At 66.2% G+C, this 16,899-nt stretch carries 13 protein-coding genes and 1 pseudogene; 10 read left to right on the top strand and 4 right to left on the bottom strand.

Annotated elements, in window-relative coordinates; translation table 11 throughout:
* The first annotated feature begins 31 nt into the window (after positions 1–31).
* The 9 genes from paoA to ACRHIG_RS19845 all read left to right on the top strand — a co-directional run bounded on the left by paoA (position 32) and on the right by ACRHIG_RS19845 (position 10,734).
* Positions 32–688: an aldehyde dehydrogenase iron-sulfur subunit PaoA gene (gene paoA, locus ACRHIG_RS19885; RefSeq protein ID WP_489627611.1), complete on the top strand. Its 657-nt coding sequence runs from the start codon at positions 32–34 to the stop codon at positions 686–688.
* Complete coding sequence (locus ACRHIG_RS19880) at positions 685–1,644, top strand: FAD binding domain-containing protein (protein ID WP_489627610.1); 960 nt, start codon at positions 685–687, stop codon at positions 1,642–1,644. Before paoA ends, ACRHIG_RS19880 begins: the two co-directional genes overlap by 4 nt.
* 4 nt (positions 1,645–1,648) lie before the next feature.
* Complete coding sequence (gene paoC, locus ACRHIG_RS19875) at positions 1,649–3,847, top strand: aldehyde oxidoreductase molybdenum-binding subunit PaoC (protein ID WP_489627609.1); 2,199 nt, start codon at positions 1,649–1,651, stop codon at positions 3,845–3,847.
* A 125-nt stretch (positions 3,848–3,972) separates the two neighbouring features.
* Positions 3,973–5,610, top strand: a complete 1,638-nt coding sequence (locus tag ACRHIG_RS19870) for a response regulator (protein WP_489627608.1) — start codon at positions 3,973–3,975, stop codon at positions 5,608–5,610.
* A complete protein-coding gene (locus ACRHIG_RS19865; protein WP_489627607.1) occupies positions 5,607–6,635 on the top strand; it encodes an ABC transporter substrate-binding protein in 1,029 nt (342 codons plus the stop codon). Before ACRHIG_RS19870 ends, ACRHIG_RS19865 begins: the two co-directional genes overlap by 4 nt.
* Before the next feature lie 10 nt (positions 6,636–6,645).
* On the top strand, positions 6,646–7,929 hold the full coding sequence (locus tag ACRHIG_RS19860) for a HAMP domain-containing protein (RefSeq protein WP_489627606.1): 1,284 nt from the start codon (positions 6,646–6,648) through the stop codon (positions 7,927–7,929).
* Positions 7,824–9,161 (top strand): ATP-binding protein, encoded by a 1,338-nt coding sequence (locus tag ACRHIG_RS19855; RefSeq protein ID WP_489627605.1) that lies wholly within the window; start codon positions 7,824–7,826, stop codon positions 9,159–9,161. Before ACRHIG_RS19860 ends, ACRHIG_RS19855 begins: the two co-directional genes overlap by 106 nt.
* A gap of 288 nt (positions 9,162–9,449) precedes the next feature.
* Positions 9,450–9,824, top strand: a complete 375-nt coding sequence (locus ACRHIG_RS19850; protein ID WP_489627604.1) for a hypothetical protein — start codon at positions 9,450–9,452, stop codon at positions 9,822–9,824.
* A 364-nt stretch (positions 9,825–10,188) separates the two neighbouring features.
* The gene (locus tag ACRHIG_RS19845) at positions 10,189–10,734 is read left to right on the top strand and encodes an OmpA family protein (protein ID WP_489627603.1); all 546 of its coding nucleotides are present in this window, start codon (positions 10,189–10,191) and stop codon (positions 10,732–10,734) included.
* Between the two features lie 73 nt (positions 10,735–10,807).
* Here ACRHIG_RS19845 and ACRHIG_RS19840 read toward each other — a convergent pair whose 3' ends face one another.
* The 3 genes from ACRHIG_RS19840 to ACRHIG_RS19830 form a co-directional block, all read right to left on the bottom strand.
* Positions 10,808–13,225, bottom strand: coding sequence for a TonB-dependent siderophore receptor (locus ACRHIG_RS19840; protein WP_489627602.1), 2,418 nt, complete (start codon positions 13,223–13,225; stop codon positions 10,808–10,810).
* 62 nt (positions 13,226–13,287) lie between these two features.
* Positions 13,288–14,244 (bottom strand): FecR domain-containing protein, encoded by a 957-nt coding sequence (locus ACRHIG_RS19835; RefSeq protein WP_489627601.1) that lies wholly within the window; start codon positions 14,242–14,244, stop codon positions 13,288–13,290.
* Between the two features lies 1 nt (position 14,245).
* A complete protein-coding gene (locus ACRHIG_RS19830; RefSeq protein WP_475414823.1) occupies positions 14,246–14,758 on the bottom strand; it encodes a sigma-70 family RNA polymerase sigma factor in 513 nt (170 codons plus the stop codon).
* Positions 14,759–14,942: 184 nt separating this feature from the next.
* Between ACRHIG_RS19830 and corA the strand changes: the two genes are divergently transcribed.
* Positions 14,943–15,929: a magnesium/cobalt transporter CorA gene (gene corA, locus ACRHIG_RS19825; RefSeq protein WP_489627600.1), complete on the top strand. Its 987-nt coding sequence runs from the start codon at positions 14,943–14,945 to the stop codon at positions 15,927–15,929.
* Positions 15,930–16,154: 225 nt separating this feature from the next.
* On the opposite strand, the pseudogene ACRHIG_RS19820 reads toward corA, so the two are convergent.
* Positions 16,155–16,852 (bottom strand): annotated as a pseudogene (locus ACRHIG_RS19820) (alpha/beta hydrolase).
* Between the last annotated feature and the right edge of the window lie 47 nt (positions 16,853–16,899).

Genomic DNA, 16,899 nt, shown 5'->3' with positions numbered 1-16,899 from the left:
CAGCCAGTCCACAGCCAGGAGGAAGCGCGAGATGACAGATTGTAATCACATCAATGCCGGCAGGCGCGGTTTGCTGATCGCCGGCGCGCTGTCGGCCACGGCAGTGGCCGTGCCCGGCGTGACGGGGGCAGCCGAAGCGGCCCATAGCGCGGCCCAATCCGGACAGGCGCCGCCCGTCCTGATGAAAGTCAGCCTCGACGTCAACGGCCGGCGCCACAGTCTGGAACTCGACACGCGCACCACCTTGCTCGACGCCTTGCGCGAACATTTGCACCTGACGGGAACCAAAAAGGGCTGCGACCACGGCCAGTGCGGCGCCTGCACCGTCATGCTCGACGGCCAGCGCATCAATGCCTGTCTGACCCTGGCCGTGATGCATGACGGCGCGAAAGTCACCACCATCGAGGGGCTGGGCACGCCGGAGAAACTGCATCCGATGCAGGCCACCTTCATCGCGCATGACGGTTATCAATGCGGCTACTGCACCCCGGGGCAGATCTGTTCGGCCGTCGCCGCGCTGGGCGAGATCCGCCAGGGCATCCCCAGCCACGTCAGCGCGGACTTGAACGCGGCCCCCTCGGTGACGCCGGAAGAATTGCGCGAACGCATGAGCGGCAATCTCTGCCGTTGCGGCGCCTACTCCAACATCATCGAAGCCATCACCGAGGTGGCGGGGAGGCCGGCATGAGAGTGTTCAGCTACCAGAAGGCCGCCACGCCGGCCGAAGCGGCGGCAGCCGCCTTGACTACGCCCGGCGCCCGTTTCATCGCGGGCGGCACGAATCTGCTCGATCTGATGAAGCTGGAGATCGAGACGCCCGCGCATTTGATCGACGTCAATGGCCTCGCGCTGGACAAGGTGGAGACGACGAAGGATGGCGGCTTGCGCATCGGCGCCCTCGTGCGCAACACGGCGCTGGCCGCGCACGCCACGGTCCGGCGCGACTACGCCGTGCTGTCGCGCGCCCTGCTGGCCGGCGCCTCGGCGCAATTGCGCAACAAGGCGACGACGGCCGGCAACCTGCTGCAGCGCACGCGCTGCCCGTATTTCTATGACATGAACCAGGCCTGCAACAAGCGCGTGCCGGGCAGCGGCTGCTCGGCCATAGCCGGCTTCAGCCGGCCGCTGGCGATTCTGGGCGGCAGCGAGGCGTGCATCGCCACGCACCCGAGCGACATGGCCGTGGCCATGCGCGTGCTCGACGCCGGCATCGACACCGTGCGGGCCGACGGCAGCACGCGCAGCATCCCCATCGCCGATTTTTACCGCTTGCCGGGCAGCACGCCGCAGCTGGAAACGGTGCTGCAGCCGGGCGAATTGATCACCAGCGTCACCTTGCCCCGGCCCGTGGGCGGCACGCACGTCTACCGCAAGGTGCGCGACCGCGCCTCGTATGCGTTCGCGCTGGTGTCCGTGGCGGCGATCATCTTGCCCGATGGCACCGGCAGGCTGGCCATGGGCGGCGTCGCGCCGCAACCGTGGCGGCTTGCCGCCGCCGAGCAGGCCATGCCCGCTGGCGCCACCGCCGTCAGCGAACGCCTGCTGGCCGGCGCCCATCCCACGGCCGATAACGGCTTCAAGCTGATCCTGGCGCAGCGCACCGTGGCGTCCGTCCTGGCGCAAGCACCAGCGAAGAAAGGCTAGGGCCATGAAATTCACGACACCTGCGACCACCAATCCCATCGACCAGCTGAAAGTCGTGGGCCGCCCCACGGACCGCATCGACGGCCCCCTGAAAACCACGGGCACGGCGCCGTACGCGTATGAACAGAACAAGGCCGCGCCGCACGCGGCCTACGGCCACGTCGTCGGCGCGGCCATCGCCAGGGGGCGCATCGTGTCCATCGACACCAGCGCCGCGCGCCGCGCGCCCGGCGTGCTGGCCGTGGTGACGGCGGAGTCGGCGGGCAAGCTGGGCAAAGGCAAGATGAACACGGCGAAGCTGCTGGGCGGGCCGGACATCGAGCATTACCACCAGGCCATCGCGCTGGTGGTGGCGGAAACGTTCGAGCAAGCGCGCTCGGCCGCGCAGTTGCTCGACGTCAAGTATGTCGGGCAGCCGGGCGCCTTCGACCTGGCCAAGGCCAAAGGCAGCGCCGCCAAGCCGAAGGATGGCAAGCCCGACAGCAAGACGGGCAACTTCGCCGGCGCCTATGCCCATGCTCCCGTGCGGCTGGACGCGACCTACACGACGCCTGACCAGTCGCACGCCATGCTGGAGCCGCACGCCTCGATCGCCGCCTGGGAGGGAGATCAATTGACGGTCTGGACGGCAAACCAGATGGTGGACTGGAGCCGGGGCGACCTGGCCCGCACTTTAGGCATACCGAAAGACAAGCTGCGCATCGTCTCGCCGTATATCGGCGGCGGTTTCGGCGGCAAGCTGTTCGTGCGCGCCGAAGCCTTGCTGGCGGCGCTGGGCGCGCGCGCGGCGCTGCGTCCCGTGAAGGTGGCCCTGACGCGGCCCCTGATGTTCAACAATACGACGCACCGGCCCGCCACCATCCAGCGCCTGCGCCTCGGCGCCACGCGCGACGGCAAGATCACGGCCATCGGCCATGAATCGTGGTCCGGCGACCTGAAGGGCGGCCAGCCGGAAACGGCCGTGATGCAGACGCGGCTGCTGTATGCGGGCGCCAACCGCATGACGGCCATGCGCCTGGCTGTGCTCGACTTGCCGGAAGGCAACGCCATGCGCGCGCCGGGCGAGGCGCCGGGGCTGATGGCACTGGAAATTGCCATGGACGAGCTGGCGGAGAAATTGAAAATGGACCCCATCGTCTTGCGCATCCTGAACGACACCAAGGTAGACCCGGAAAAGCCGGGGCGGCCGTTTTCCCAGCGCCGCCTGATCGATTGCCTGCGCACGGGCGCCGTGGAATTCGGCTGGAAGGAGAGAGCAACGCAGCCGGGCATGCGGCGCGACGGCCGCTGGCTGGTGGGCATGGGCGTGGCGGCCGCCTTCCGCAACAACCTCGTCATGCAGTCCGCCGCCCGCGTGCGCCTGGACGGCAAGGGCATCGTGACCGTGGAAACGGACATGACGGATATCGGCACGGGCAGCTATACCATCATCGCGCAAACGGCGGCGGAAATGCTGGGCGTGACCTTGAACCGGGTCGTCGTGCGCCTGGGCGACTCGGATTTCCCCGTTTCAGCCGGTTCGGGCGGGCAGTGGGGCGGCAACAGTGCCACGGCCGGCGTGTACGCGGCCTGCGTGCGCCTGCGCCAGGCCATCGCCGGCAAGCTGGGCTTCGATGAAAAGGAGGTGCGCTTTTCCGACGGCCAGGTGAGCCAGGGCGAGCGCAGCGTGCCGCTCGCCGCCGCCGCCTTTCATGGCGACGTCGTCGCCGAAGACCGCATGGAATACGGCGACCTCGACAAGAAATTCCAGCAATCGACGTTCGGCGCGCATTTCGTGGAAGTGGGCGTGGACGGCGACACGGGCGAAGTGCGCGTGCGCCGCATGCTAGCCGTGTGCGCGGCCGGCCGCATCCTGAACCCGAAAGCGGCGCGCAGCCAGGTGATCGGCGCCATGACCATGGGCGTGGGCGCGGCCCTGATGGAAGAACTCGTCGTTGACCGGCGGCGCGGCTTCTTCGTCAACCACGACCTGGCGGGCTACGAAGTGCCCGTGCACGCCGACATCCCGCACCAGGACGTCATTTTTCTCGACGAAACGGACCCCATGTCCTCGCCCATGAAGGCCAAGGGCGTGGGCGAGCTGGGCATCTGCGGCGTGGCGGCCGCCATCGCCAACGCCGTCTACAACGCGACGGGGGTGCGGGTGCGCGAGTATCCGCTCACCCTGGACAAGCTGCTGCGGGGGCTGCCCGCCATGAGCTAGCTTCGGCCTGGCGCGGCCGCGCGCGTGACAAAGCGTGTATTTTTGGTAATTTTCAAGTGCTATGCTCGGAACGCATGTTGCGGAGAAAGTTTCCTCGCCGCAAGCCCATGCCGCCAGGAGAATGCATGAACAGCTCATCAATGCCGCCGCGGATACTGATCGTCGATGACGAGCAGGCGCACATGCATGCGCTGTGCGACACCTTGCGCGGCCAGACGTATGACACGACGGGACTTGCTTCGGGCGAAGCGGCGCTGGCCCTGCTGGCCGTCGAATCGTTCGACCTGCTGCTGGTCGACCTGATGATGCCGGGCATGAACGGCATCGCCGTGGTGGAAGCGGCGCGGCAGATCGATCCTGACCTGGCCTGCATCGTCATGACGGGCGAAGGCACGATCGCCTCGGCCGTGCAAGCCATGCAGGCGGGCGCGCTCGATTACGTCGTCAAGCCGTTCAAGGTCTCGGGCATCCTGCTGATACTGGCGCGGGCGCTGGAAACGCGCCAGCTGCGCATCGCCAATGCACGCCTGGAACTTCTGCTGCGCCAGCACACGGCCGAACTTGACGCCATGAACCGGGATTTGCGGCTGGCCCGCGAGGTGGCGGAGCGGGCGAACCAGGAAAAGACCAATTTCCTGGCCAGCATGAGCCACGAACTGCGCACGCCGCTCAACGCCATCCTGGGTTTTTCGCAGATGCTGACGTCCGATTCCATCCCCTCGACGGCGCAGGAAAAGAAAACCTTTGCCTCGCACATCTTCGGCGCGGGCCGGCATTTGCTGACTTTGATCAACGATATCCTCGACATCGCCAAAATCGAGTCGGGCAATCTGTCGCTGTCGATGGAGTCCGTGGGCCTGGCCGGCATCTACCATGAATGCTGGCAAATGATGGAACCGCTGGCGCGCAAGCGCGGCATCACCTTGACGTTCGTCGAGGCGGGCAGCATGCACGTACTGGCCGACCGCACGCGCCTCAAGCAGGTGCTGATCAATCTGCTGTCGAACGCCGTCAAGTACAACCGGGAACAGGGCGAGATCCACGTCGATTGCCAGCCCGTCGATGCACGGCAGCTGCGCCTGTCCGTGCGCGACACGGGCGGCGGGCTGAGCGCCGCGCAGCTGGAGGTGCTGTTCCAGCCCTTCAACCGCCTGGGACGCGATGCGCGCGACGAGGAGGGCACGGGCCTGGGGCTGGCGGTCAGCAAGCGCCTGGCCGAAGCCATGCAGGCGACCATAGGCGTGGCCAGCACGCCCGGGCGCGGCAGCACCTTCTGGCTCGACATCGCCAGTTGTCCGGCACGCCAACCGCCGCAGGAGAGCCCGCGCCTGTCCGCCATTGCCCGGCCCGCTGAAACGATGCCCCTGCCGGAGCGCAAGACGCTGCTGTACGTGGAAGACAATCCCCTGAACGTGACGCTGGTGGCGGGCCTGATCCATTATCGCCCCGATCTCGACCTGCTGTCGGCCGGTGACGGGCAGACGGGCCTGGACATGGCGCGCCGCCACCTGCCGCAGCTGATACTGATGGATAGCGACCTGCCCGACATCAGCGGCACGCAAGTCATGCAGCTGCTGCGTGCCGATGCCCGCACCGCGCATATTCCCGTCATCGCCCTGACGGCCGTGGCGGGACCGGGCGACGTGCGCCAGGGACTGGCGGCGGGCTTCTACCGCTATCTGACCAAGCCGATCGACGTGGTGGCGTTTTCCGAGGCCATCAACAGCGCGCTGGAGCCGGCCACGGCGCCGTGCAGCGCATGAGCGGCGCTGCGCCGGCGCGGCGGGTGGTCTGGCTGGCGGCCGCGCTGCTGCTGGTGGCGCTGGCCGGCATCGCCGTGTGGCGGCTCGCCGCCCGTCCCACGCCGCCGCCCGGCCCGGTGGAAAAGCTGCGCCTGGCCGTGAATGGGGAATACGTGGGCAGTTGTCCCGTGCTGGCCGCGCACGCGCAGGGCCATTTTGCGCGCGAAGGCATCGATGCGCTGCTGCAGCCGTACTCGTCGGGCAAGGCGTCGCTGGAAGCCGTGCTGCAGGGCAAGGCCGACCTGGGCACGGTGTCCGACATCCCCGTGGTGCTGGCCAGCCTGCAGAAACAGTCCGTCGTCATCATCGCCAGCATCTTCGAGGCAGAGCGCGACCACGGCATCGTGGGGCGCCTGGACCGCGGCGTGTCCACGCCCGCCAGCCTGAAGGGCAAGCGCATCGGCGTGACCCTGGGCACGTCGGGCCAATTCGCGCTGGACGCCTTTTTGAACCGCCAGAAGCTGTTGCCCGGCGAAGTCACCGTGCGCAACTACGCGCCGCAGCAGCTGGCGGGTGCGCTGGCGCGGGGCGAGGTGGACGCGGCGGCCGGCTGGGAACCTTTCCTGACGGGCATGACGCATGGCCTCGAGGGCAAGGCGGCCATCTTCTACGGCGAGGATGTGTATGCGGGTCTGTTCAACGTGGCCGGCACGGGCGATTACGTGCGCAGCCACCCGGCGACGGTGCGCAAGGTGCTGCGCGCGCTGCTCGCCGGCGCGCGCTTCTGCCGGGACGAGCCCGATGCCGCGCGCGCCTTGTTTGCCAGGGCGTCGGCCAGCGAGGCGGCGCGCCTGCAGGCGGCCTGGCACGGTTACCGCTTCGGCGTCGTGCTCGACCAGGGCTTGCTGCTGGCGCTGGAAGACGAGGCGCGCTGGGCCATCAGGAACCGCCTGGCCGGGAACGGCGAGATGCCGAACTTCCTTGATGCCGTCTACCTGGAAGGCCTGGAAGCGGTGGCGCCATCGGCCGTAACGGTCATCCATTGAGACGGCCACCATGAAAATCGTCACGCGCTTCAAGCTGGCAGAGCTGTTTTGCGTGGCGCTCGTGGCCATCATCGTCGCCGTGCTGTTTTCCACCAGCATGGCGATGCAGCGCGAACTGGCGAAGAACAAGGCGGCGGCCGATATCCTGCAAGCCGTCACGTCGCTGCGCTACCTGTCGATCGAATATGCGCTGCACCATGGCGCGCGCACGCGGGCCCAGTGGCAGCTGCGCAGCGAGTCGCTGTCCACCGGCCTGCTGGCCACGCCCGCCTTCGGCACGGCCGAAGAGCGCACGTTGCTGCACGAATTGCGGGGCGACCTGGCCCGCGTGGGCGCTTTGTTCCAGCTGTTTGTCGCGAATCACCGCGAGCTGGGGCAGGACCCGCGGCGGCGCGAGGTGCTGAGTGAGCTGGAGTCGCGCCTGTCCGGCCAGATCATGGGCAAGGTGCAGGGCATGATCGCCGATGCGATGCGGCTGTCCGCATTGAGCCGGCAGGGTGTGCTGGATGCGCAGCGGCGGGCCAACGTGGCCGTGATACTGTTTGGCGGCATGATCATCGCGCTGGTGGCCGGCTTGATCTATTTCACCATGACCAGCGTCACGGGACCGCTGGAAAAGCTGCGTCAGGGCACCCTCATCGTCGGCGCCGGCAAGCTCGATTTTGCGCTCGGCGTGCATACCAGGAATGAAATCGGCGACCTGGCGCGCGCCTTCGACGGCATGACGGACAAGCTGCGCCGCACCACCGTCTCGCGCGACGCGCTGGCGCACGCGAATGCCGCCCTGGAAACGCAGATCGCCGAGCGCCAGCTGGCCGAGCGCAAGGTGCAGGAACAGCTCGAACGTCTGAACCTGTTGCAGCAGATCACGCGCTCGATCGGCGAACGGCAGGATTTGCGCAGCATCTTCCAGGTGGTGGTGCGCAGCCTGGAAGAGCAGCTGCCCATCGATTTCAGCTGCATCTGCCTGTACCGGCCGTCCGAACACGCGCTGCAGGTGACGTGCGTGGGCGTGCGCAGCGAGGCGCTGGCGCTGTCGTTCATGATGGGCGAGCAGGCGCACATCCCTATCGACGAGAATGGCCTGTCGAGCTGCGTGCGCGGCAAACTCGTATATGAAGCCGACATCGCCGGGGTGGCGTTTCCGTTTCCGCAGCGGCTGGCGCAAGGGGGCTGCGGGCCCTCGTCATGGCGCCCCTGCTGGCCGAAAGCACGGTCTTCGGCATCCTCATCGTGGCGCGCCGCGCCGCGCACAGCTTTACCAGCGGCGAATGCGAATTCCTCAGCCAGCTGAGCGAACATGTGGCGCTGGCCGCCAACCAGGCGCAGCTCTACGGCGCGCTGCAGCGCGCGTACGACGATTTACGCCAGACGCAGCAGTCTGTGATGCAGCAGGAGCGCCTGCGCGCGCTGGGGCAGATGGCCAGCGGCATCGCGCACGATATCAATAACGCCATTTCTCCCGTGGCCCTGTACACGGAATCGCTGCTGGAGACGGAAACCAATCTCAGTGCGCAGGGCCGGCATTGCCTGGAAGTAATCGAGCGCGCCATCGACGACGTGGCCGCCACTGTGGCGCGCATGCGCGAATTCTACCGCCAGCGCGAACCGCAAGTGGCCCTGGCACCCATCGACGCCAACCTGGTGGTGCGGCAGGTGCTGGACCTGACGCGCGCGCGCTGGAGCGACATGCCGCAGCAGCGCGGCATCGTCATCGCCCTGCGCACGGAGCTGGCGGACGGCTTGCCCATGCTGCCGGGCAGTGCGGGCGAAATCCGCGAAGCGCTGACGAACCTGGTCTTCAACGCCGTCGATGCCATGCCGGAAGGCGGCACCCTGAGCGTGCGCACCAGCTGCGCCGGCGCGGCGGGCGAGGCGGCGCGGCAGGTGCGGATAGAAGTAGCCGACACGGGCATCGGCATGGACGAGAATACGCGCCGCCGCTGCCTGGAGCCGTTTTTCACCACCAAGGGCGAGCGCGGCACGGGCCTGGGCCTGGCCATGGTGTACGGCATGATGGAGCGCCACGGGGCCAGCATCGACATCGTCACGGCGCCGGGGCAGGGCACGGCGGTACGCCTGGATTTTCCCGCCTGCGCGGCGCACGAGGAAAATGAAGCGCCCGACACGGCCTACCTTGTGCCGCCGCGCCTGCGCATCCTCGTGGTGGACGACGACCCGATGGTGCTCAAGTCCCTGCGCGACATCCTGGAAATCGATGGCCACGAGGTGGTGTCGGCCGACGGCGGCCAGGCCGGCATCGACTGCTTCCAGGCCGCATACGAGCGGCGCGAACATTTCGCCGTGGTCATCACGGACCTGGGCATGCCCCACGTGGACGGGCGCAAGGTGGCCAGCGCGGTGCGCCAGCGTTCGCCGGCCACGCCCATCATCATGCTCACGGGCTGGGGCCAGCGCCTGGCGGCCGACAGCGATTATCCGGAAGACGTCAATTGCGTGCTGGGCAAGCCGCCCCGGCTGAAGGAATTGCGGCGCGCCCTGAACAAGGTCATTTCGACGGGGTAGCGCCGCCGAGTCGTTCAACCCCGATCATCCTTGTTTAATCCGTATCAAGCTTCACTGCGATGTCCGCACAGCCGCGCGACGACTCACTAGACTTGCATGGATGGACCCGTCATTCCAGCCTTTGCCAAAGGCGTGATGAGAATGTCTGTTGTCTGTCCAAGCGCGTCAAACGACTTGTCGTTAAATTAGGGCGATACTGTGATCATACCGAGACCCCCGCCAGGAGCGGCACCTGTCCCGACGTACAGCAGCGATTCGCTGAGCAAGAAAATAGCGATCCTCGATCTCGTGACGACCTTGACATATAAACTGGCCGTTGCGGCGGGCGCCATCGTCACGCTGACCTATCTGTTTGACATTCAGTTTTTCCCCAGTGGCCTGACGCCAGGCGAAGTGGTGTTCTTTATCTTTGTGGCACTGATGTTCGGTTTTCTGTACTGCATCTTTTTGTTGTTCGGGGCCATGTCTGCACTGTGGCTGCTCAAACTACTTTCTTTGCTGGAAGTGCGGGTTTCCAGGCGGCGCGCCGCCCATGCGCAGGCGACCCTGTTTGTCGTTCCTGCCGGGCTGCACGGCCTTGGCTATTTCCTGTTATCGCTTCTCTTTTTTTGCTGTCCCTGTTTTATGCCTTTGCCCTTGTACAACCTTCACTGCTGTTATTGATCACGATCTTTTTTTGTGCCGGTTTTCTCGCCCTGATGCTAGTTACGGCTGGCACGCAAGGCGGCATCACGGTCACAGGCGCGCGGCCGAAGCCGCAGCGCAGATTGGCGCAGCTTGCCGCAGTGTTCGTGGCACCGCTGGTACTCGTGCTGTTCTTCGGGCCGTTCATGAATATGGTGCATATGGCTTTCCAGCTATTGGGTGTGCGTATTCCCGACGTGAGCATCGAAGTACCCGATAGCGAGCTCGGTGAAATCGAGCGCGTCACGGAAGTCGTCGGCCGCCCCATCCTTGACTGCCGCAGGGGCGCCGGGGGCGATTGCTGGTACATCATGCCGATGTCTTGTGGACTGGCGTTGGCGGCGTGTCGCTTGTCACGTTCAGTGTACGCACGAAGCCGGAGGCCGGCATTTTCAGCCCCGAACCGACCATCCTCAGGGTTGCCACCCTGCGCCTGGACGCGGCCACGATGCGCATCATCAAGAGCCGGCCTGCGCTGAATCCCTGTTTCGACCTTTCCAACGACTTGCTGTTCAAGACTGGCAGCGATCAATTGTTGCCAACGGCACAGCCGCGTCTGCGGGCTCTTGCCTCAGCCATTCTGGCGTCGGGTACGCCGCGTGACATTCTGGTACGCGGTCACAGCGATGCCCGTCCTTTCGCCCGGAACCTGGCAGGAAAAGGCGTGGATAACCAGCGTCTTTCGGAGTTGCGCGCAGAGGCGATTGTCAATGTGCTCAGAACTACGCTGGAGGGAAAGAACCTGACATTTGCCTCGGAAGGGGCGGGTGCGCGGGAACCGCGCGTGAAATGCCCTGTCGAGGCAAGTACCACCTCCTATGAAACGGAACAGTGCAATGCCTTGAACCGCAGGGTGGAGGTGCGCGTGATGTACGCAAGAACGCAGTAAGACGAGTTGCGGCAACGGCATTTTTCAGCCGTTGCCACCGCTCGCCTGGCGTTTTATATCGGTACAGCTTGTATCAGAACCGGTACGTCAAGGTTCCCCGTACGCTGCGCGGCGCGCCATACGTGCCTTGCGCATAGGTGTTGATGTTGATGTACTTCTTGTCGAGTACATTTTCCACGTTCAGCTGTGCCGTCAGCTGGCGCGACAGCTGGTAGGTGGCCATCAGGCTCACCGTGCTGTAGGCTTGCTGCGTCACTCTTTCCTTGCCGTTCGGGCCGTCGTCGTCAAAGTAGAACTTGCTTTGCCAGTTGACGCCGCCGCCCACGGTGAGGTCGGGTCTTACCTTCCAGGTGGTGAACAATCGCGCCGTCGAGCGGGGCGACAGGGTGTTGATGTCTTGCCCGTCGCGGTCCTTGGCGCGGAAGTGGCTGGCGCTCGCCGTCACGTTCCAGCCCGGCGCCAGACGGCCCGACAATTCCCCCTCGATGCCGCGGCTGGTGGCGCCGCGCGCCGCGTAATACGCTTGCGTGGTGGTGCCGGGGACCCGGTGCGCGCCGTCGGGCTGGGCCAGCTTGTCCTGTTTGATTTCGAAGAGGCCGATGGAGCCGTTGGCCTGGCCGCCGGCCAGTTCCCCCTTCACGCCCACTTCCATGCTCTGGCCCGTCAGCGGGTCCAGCCAGGCGCCCGCGCGGTCCTGGTTTTCCTGCGGGCGGAAGATGTCCGTGTAGCTGGCATACGCCGAATACGTGTCGTTCAGGTCCACCACCAGGCCCGCGTAGGGCACGAATTTGCTCTTGGCAAAGGAAAAGCGGGCGCTGCCGTCAAAGCCGATGCGATCCTTGTCCCAGCGGCTCAGGCGCCCGCCGAGGATCAGTTTGGTGCTGTCGGCCAGGTTCAGGCGCGCCGCGCCGTAGGCACCATATTGTTTGGTCGTGTATTTTTCCGACAGCACGGGCTCGCCCCAGGCCGGTTGCGGGTAGTTGCCATCCCAGGCGAGGAAATTGCCGATCGGTTCGGGATCGAGCGCTTCCTTGACGCTGAACTCGGCGTGCTGCAGCGTGTAATTGGCGCCCACGATGACTTCATGTTCGCGTCCGCCCAGGGAGAACGGGCCCGACAGCTTCAGGTCGGCGCTGCTCTGCTCGCGCGCGCCGATGTAGCGGTTCGGGTAGCCGAGCATGCCCAGGCCCGTGATGCGGTCGGGCCGCTCGGCCAGGAACAGCAGCGGCGTGTCTTCCGTGTGCTTGCTGTACATGGCTTGCGCCTGCGCCTTCCAGCCCTGGCCCAGCGCGTGTTCCAAGGTGGCGTGCACGTTCGTCTGCTCCGTGGCCCAGGCGGCCCAGCGGGGCGCCGTGGTGACGGAACGGTCGAAATCGGTGCGCGTGCCGTCGCTGTACCACAGGGGAAAACCGCCCCAGTTGCTGCCTTTCGGGTCGTTCTTCTGGTAGCTGGCGCCCAGCGTGGCCACGGTGCCGGGCGCCAGGTCCGCCTCGGCGGTGGCGTAGACGAGCTGGCGCTGGTTGGAATAACCATTCGTAAACGACTTGCGGTCCTGCCAGGCGCCGGCGATCCTGCCGCGCACGGAGCCGTCCGCGTTCAGCGGCGCGGCCAAGTCGACGGTGCCACGGTAATCGCTCCAGGAACCTGCTGCCAGCGACCATTGCCCCTCGAACTGCCGGGCGCTGGCCCGCTTGCGCACCAGATTGATCGAGGCGGACGGGTAGCCGGCGCCCGTCAGCAAGCCCGTGGCGCCCCGGGTCACTTCCACGCGGTCGTAGATCAGCGAATCCATTTCCGATTCGCCGCCCGAATACTGCACCTTATACGTGGTGGGCACGCCGTCGTACTGGAAATTGTCGACGTCGAAACCGCGCGCGGAAAAGGTGCTGCGTTCCGTGTCGAACTGGTTGACGGCGATGCCGGGCGTGTTGCGCAGCACGTCGCGCACCGTCAGCAAGTCCTGGTCATCCATGCGCTGGCGCGTGATGACGCTGACCGATTGCGGCGTCTCGCGCAAGGACAGCACCAATCCGGTGGCGCTGGCCGTGGCCGGCGTCGTGTACGAATTCGTCCCTTCCGTGCTGGTGCTGCGCTCGGCCGTGGCGCGCACGGCGATGCCGGGCAGGGTGGTTGCATCGCTGGCGGACGGCAGCCTGCGCACGGCGTAGTTGCCGCCGCCCTGGTCGACGGCAATGAGGCCGCTGCCATCGAGCAGGCGGGCGAAGCCGTCGGCCACCTGGTAATTGCCGCTCAAGCCCCGGCTGTGCAAGCCCGCGTACAGGCTGGCGGCGCCGGAAATGCTGACGCCCGCCTCGGCCGCAAACGCGGACAGGGCGGTGCCCAGGGGACCGGGCGCCACCTGGTAGTGGCGCGCGGGCGCCTGCTGATGCTGCTGGGCGAATGCGGGCGGCGTCAAGGCCAGGCTGCCCAACAGGGCCAGGGTCATGCTGGTGTTGCGGTAATGCTTCATTGCTTGTTTCCCTTCGTTCATGTGTTGGTCCTGTGTGGATTGACGGGGCACATGCGCGAAAGGGACATTATTTTTTAAAATAGTTATGCGGGTTCGACGGAAATCCACCAGCGGCTGTGGCGCTGCACGCGAATGGGCAGTGATGCTTGCAATAGTGATAATAGTTGATCCGTATCATGTAATTGGTACACGCCCGACACGCGCAGCCGCGCCACGGCAGGGTCGCAGCGCACCACGCCGTGGCGGTAGCGGCTCAGCTGCTCCAGCACGTCGGCCAGCGGCGTATCGTCCGCGTACAGCAATCCTCTGGTCCACGCGGACGCATGCGGCGCCAGCGGCTGTGGCGCGCTGGCGGCCGCCTCGTCGAAGCTGGCTTGCCAGCCCGCCCGCACGATGAGGGGGCGGCCTTCGGCGGGCCGCACTTCGACGGCGCCCTGCGAGACGGCCACGTGGCTGCGCGCGCCGAACAGGCTGTCTTCCTGGCGCACCGTGAAACGCGTGCCGATGGCGCGGATGCTGCCGTTGCTGGTGCGTACGATGAACGCACGCCCGCGGGGATCGGGGCGGGTCGCCACGTGCAGTTCGCCGGCGCGCAGCTGGAGCAGGCGCAGCGCGTCGCTGAAAGCGATGTCGGCGGCGCTGGCCGTGTTCAGGCTCAGCGCGCTGCCATCGGGCAAGGCGAGATGGCGGATTTCGCCCGTTGCCGTGCGCAGGTCCGCCGTCCATGCCTGCCACGGCGGCACTTTCAGCATGGACCAGCCCGCCGGCCCGGCGGCGATCAGCAGGGCCAGGGTTTTCAGGGCGGCGCGGCGCGGCGCGCCGGATGGACGGTCGAGCACGGGCATGGCCAGGGGCGGGGGCAGCATGCCGAAGGTGCGGCAGACTTGCTCGGCCCGCTGCCAGGCCGTTTCATGGTCGGGGTGGGCGGCGCGCCAGCGGGCCAGGCCCTGCTGCGCCGCAGCGTCGAGTTCACCGCCTTGCAGGCGCATCATCCAGTGCGCCGCCTCGCGCGCGGCGCGCGCATCGAGAGCCGTGCCCATGTCAGGCCAGCAACAAAATACATTGTTCGAACGCCTGCACCATGTAGCGCTTGACGGTGCGCTCGCTCACGTGCAGGCGCGCGGCGATGTCCGCATATGCCATGCCTTCGAGCTGCGACAGCAAAAAGGCCGTGCGCACCTTCGCGCCCAGGCCGTCGAGCATGGCATCGATCTGGTGCAGGGTTTCCAGGATCAGCAAGCGTTCTTCCGCCGATGGCGCGGCGGGCGCGGGCAGCTGCGCCAGGGTGGCCAGCCATGCCTGTTCCAGCGACTGGCGGCGGTAGTGGTCGATCAGCAGGCGGCGTGCCACGGTGGTCAGGTAGGCGCGCGGTTCGCGCAGGGTGGCGGCGCGTTCGCCGGGCGTGGCCAGCAGCTTGACGAAGGTATCCTGCGCCAGGTCGGCCGCATGATCGGTGCAGGACAATTTGCCGCGCAGCCAGCGCAGCAGCCAGGGATGGTGCTGGCCATATATCTGAGCTAAGGGATCGGCGGCAGGGGATACGGCATACGTCACGGCACACTCCAGTTGGCGCGGAAGTCCCGTGCCGCTGGCGCATGCAGGCTCTTCTTAAATGCGAATGGTTCTCATTTTACATTGACGTGCCTGAATGTCAATGCGCTGGCTCAGTTGGCATGGCTGTCAGGTCATTTCCGCTATACTGGCGGCCCGATATTGCCGCCATCAGCCGAAAATCACCATGGACCTCAGTACCCACGCCGCCGTCGTCAATTGCGAAGCATATCGCGACGGCAGGAAGATCGCCCATTTCCATATCGACAAGGTGGGCGACTTTCTCGGCGACGCCGATTGTTTCGTCTGGATCGGCCTGGCCAGCCCCGACGCCACGGCCATGCAGGCCCTGCAAGCGGCCTTCGGCCTGCACGAACTGGCCGTCGAGGATGCGCAGGGCGCGCACGAGCGGCCCAAGCTGGAAGAGTACGGCGACACCCTGTTCATGGTGGTGCACACGGCCACCCTGGACGGCGACGCCATCGCCTACGGCGAAACCCACGTCTTTCTCGGCCCCCGCTTCATCATCACGGTGCGTCACGGCCCCTCGGCCGGCTATGCGAAGTTGCGCGAGCGCAAGGAAAGCGTGCCCGAGAAACTGGCCAGCGGTCCCGGCTACGTGCTGTATTCCATCATCGACTTCATCGTCGACCAGTACCAGCCCTGCATCGACCATTTGCAGGCCCGCTTCCAGCACTATGAGCTGCAGCTGTTCAAGCCCAGCCTGAACGAAGACAAGCTGCAGGATTTCTACCAGCTCAAGACGGAGCTGCTGAAACTCGATGCGGCCGTCAACCCCCTGCACGACATCTGCACGCAGCTGATCCGTTTCCATGGCGATATCGTGCCGAAGGAAAACCGTATCTATTACCGCGACATTCTCGACCACGTCAAACGGGTCACGCACACGGCGGGGCAGATGCGCGAGCTGGTCAATTCAGCCATGCAGGTGGCGCTGGGGCAAATTTCGATCCGCCAGAACGAGGTCGTCAAGCGCCTGGCCGCCTGGGCCGCCATCCTGGCCGTGCCCACCATGGTCTTCAGCCTGTACGGCATGAACTTCGAATTCATGCCGGAGCTGAAGTGGCGCGGCAGCTATCCGGCCGTGATCGTCGTCATCATCGCCGGCTGCTGCTGGCTGCACCGGCGCCTGAAGCGCGAAGGCTGGCTGTAGCGGCGGCGGATGGCCGGCATGCAAATATTGGAGAGTTTTGCCGCGCAATCAGCTGCTACGATGAAACTGTCCCGGTGAATGCGCTTGACGGCAGGTGGCTGAACCTCCTTGGCGTGGACAGCGGTCCGGCCGGCGCTGCACCCCAGAGCCGCCGGTGCGGACCACCTTGCCTGTCCGACGCCACAAGGCTCCTGGTTTTCAGGAGCCTTTTTTTGCCCGCGCCGCCTATGCCTGCGCCAGCGCGCTGGCCGCCTCCAGGATCAGCGCCGCCACCTCCACGGGACGCGAGGCCAGCGACGCATGGCTGGCGTTGAGCGTGATGACCTTCCGCGCTTGCAGGCGCGCCGCCATGCGCTCCTGATTGACGGGGAAATCATGCGGTCGGCGCTGGAAATCTGGTACCAGCTGGGCTTATGCTTCCAGGCCGGGTCGCTGACGGTGTCGCCGAAGGTGCCGGCCAGCGGCGCCTTCTGCACCACGCCCAGCACGGCGCCTTCTTCCGCGTCGAGGTCCTGGCAAAAACTGTCATGGTATTGCTCGGGCTTGACCCACAGATAGCCGTCGCTGTCGCCTTCCAGATTGGCCGCGCCCAGGGGCGGGTGTTCCTGCGTGATGCTGCCCGGACTTTCGCCGGCGTCGGGGGCGAAGGCGGCGATGTACACGAGGCCCGCCACATTCGGCGCATTGCCGGCCACGCTGATGACGGCGCCGCCATAGGAGTGTCCCACCAGCAATACCGGGCCATTCACCTGCGCCACCATCTTGCGCGTGCGCTCGGCGTCGTCGGCCAGCGACGTCAACGGCAGTTCGACGGCGCGGATGGCCGTGTGGCCCTGGCGGCGCAATTCGAGGATGACGCGGCTCCAGTGGGCGGCGCCGCCCCAGAAACCGTGGACGAGGACGATGGTGGCTGGCTGGCTCATGCGGATACTCCTTGTGGCAAAGGGACATGGTGGGGGGATGCACATCC

This window comes from Janthinobacterium sp. C22, assembly GCF_057919405.1.
This window is presented reverse-complemented; position numbering and strand designations above follow the sequence as displayed.

Coding starts and splice junctions, on each gene's coding strand:
- ACRHIG_RS19840 (WP_489627602.1), bottom strand. CDS start 13,225: ATGAACGAAGGGAAACAAGCAATGAAGCATTACCGCAACACCAGCATG.
- ACRHIG_RS19870 (WP_489627608.1), top strand. CDS start 3,973: ATGAACAGCTCATCAATGCCGCCGCGGATACTGATCGTCGATGACGAG.
- paoC (WP_489627609.1), top strand. CDS start 1,649: ATGAAATTCACGACACCTGCGACCACCAATCCCATCGACCAGCTGAAA.
- ACRHIG_RS19860 (WP_489627606.1), top strand. CDS start 6,646: ATGAAAATCGTCACGCGCTTCAAGCTGGCAGAGCTGTTTTGCGTGGCG.
- corA (WP_489627600.1), top strand. CDS start 14,943: ATGGACCTCAGTACCCACGCCGCCGTCGTCAATTGCGAAGCATATCGC.
- ACRHIG_RS19880 (WP_489627610.1), top strand. CDS start 685: ATGAGAGTGTTCAGCTACCAGAAGGCCGCCACGCCGGCCGAAGCGGCG.
- ACRHIG_RS19835 (WP_489627601.1), bottom strand. CDS start 14,244: ATGGGCACGGCTCTCGATGCGCGCGCCGCGCGCGAGGCGGCGCACTGG.
- ACRHIG_RS19855 (WP_489627605.1), top strand. CDS start 7,824: ATGGCGCCCCTGCTGGCCGAAAGCACGGTCTTCGGCATCCTCATCGTG.
- paoA (WP_489627611.1), top strand. CDS start 32: ATGACAGATTGTAATCACATCAATGCCGGCAGGCGCGGTTTGCTGATC.
- ACRHIG_RS19865 (WP_489627607.1), top strand. CDS start 5,607: ATGAGCGGCGCTGCGCCGGCGCGGCGGGTGGTCTGGCTGGCGGCCGCG.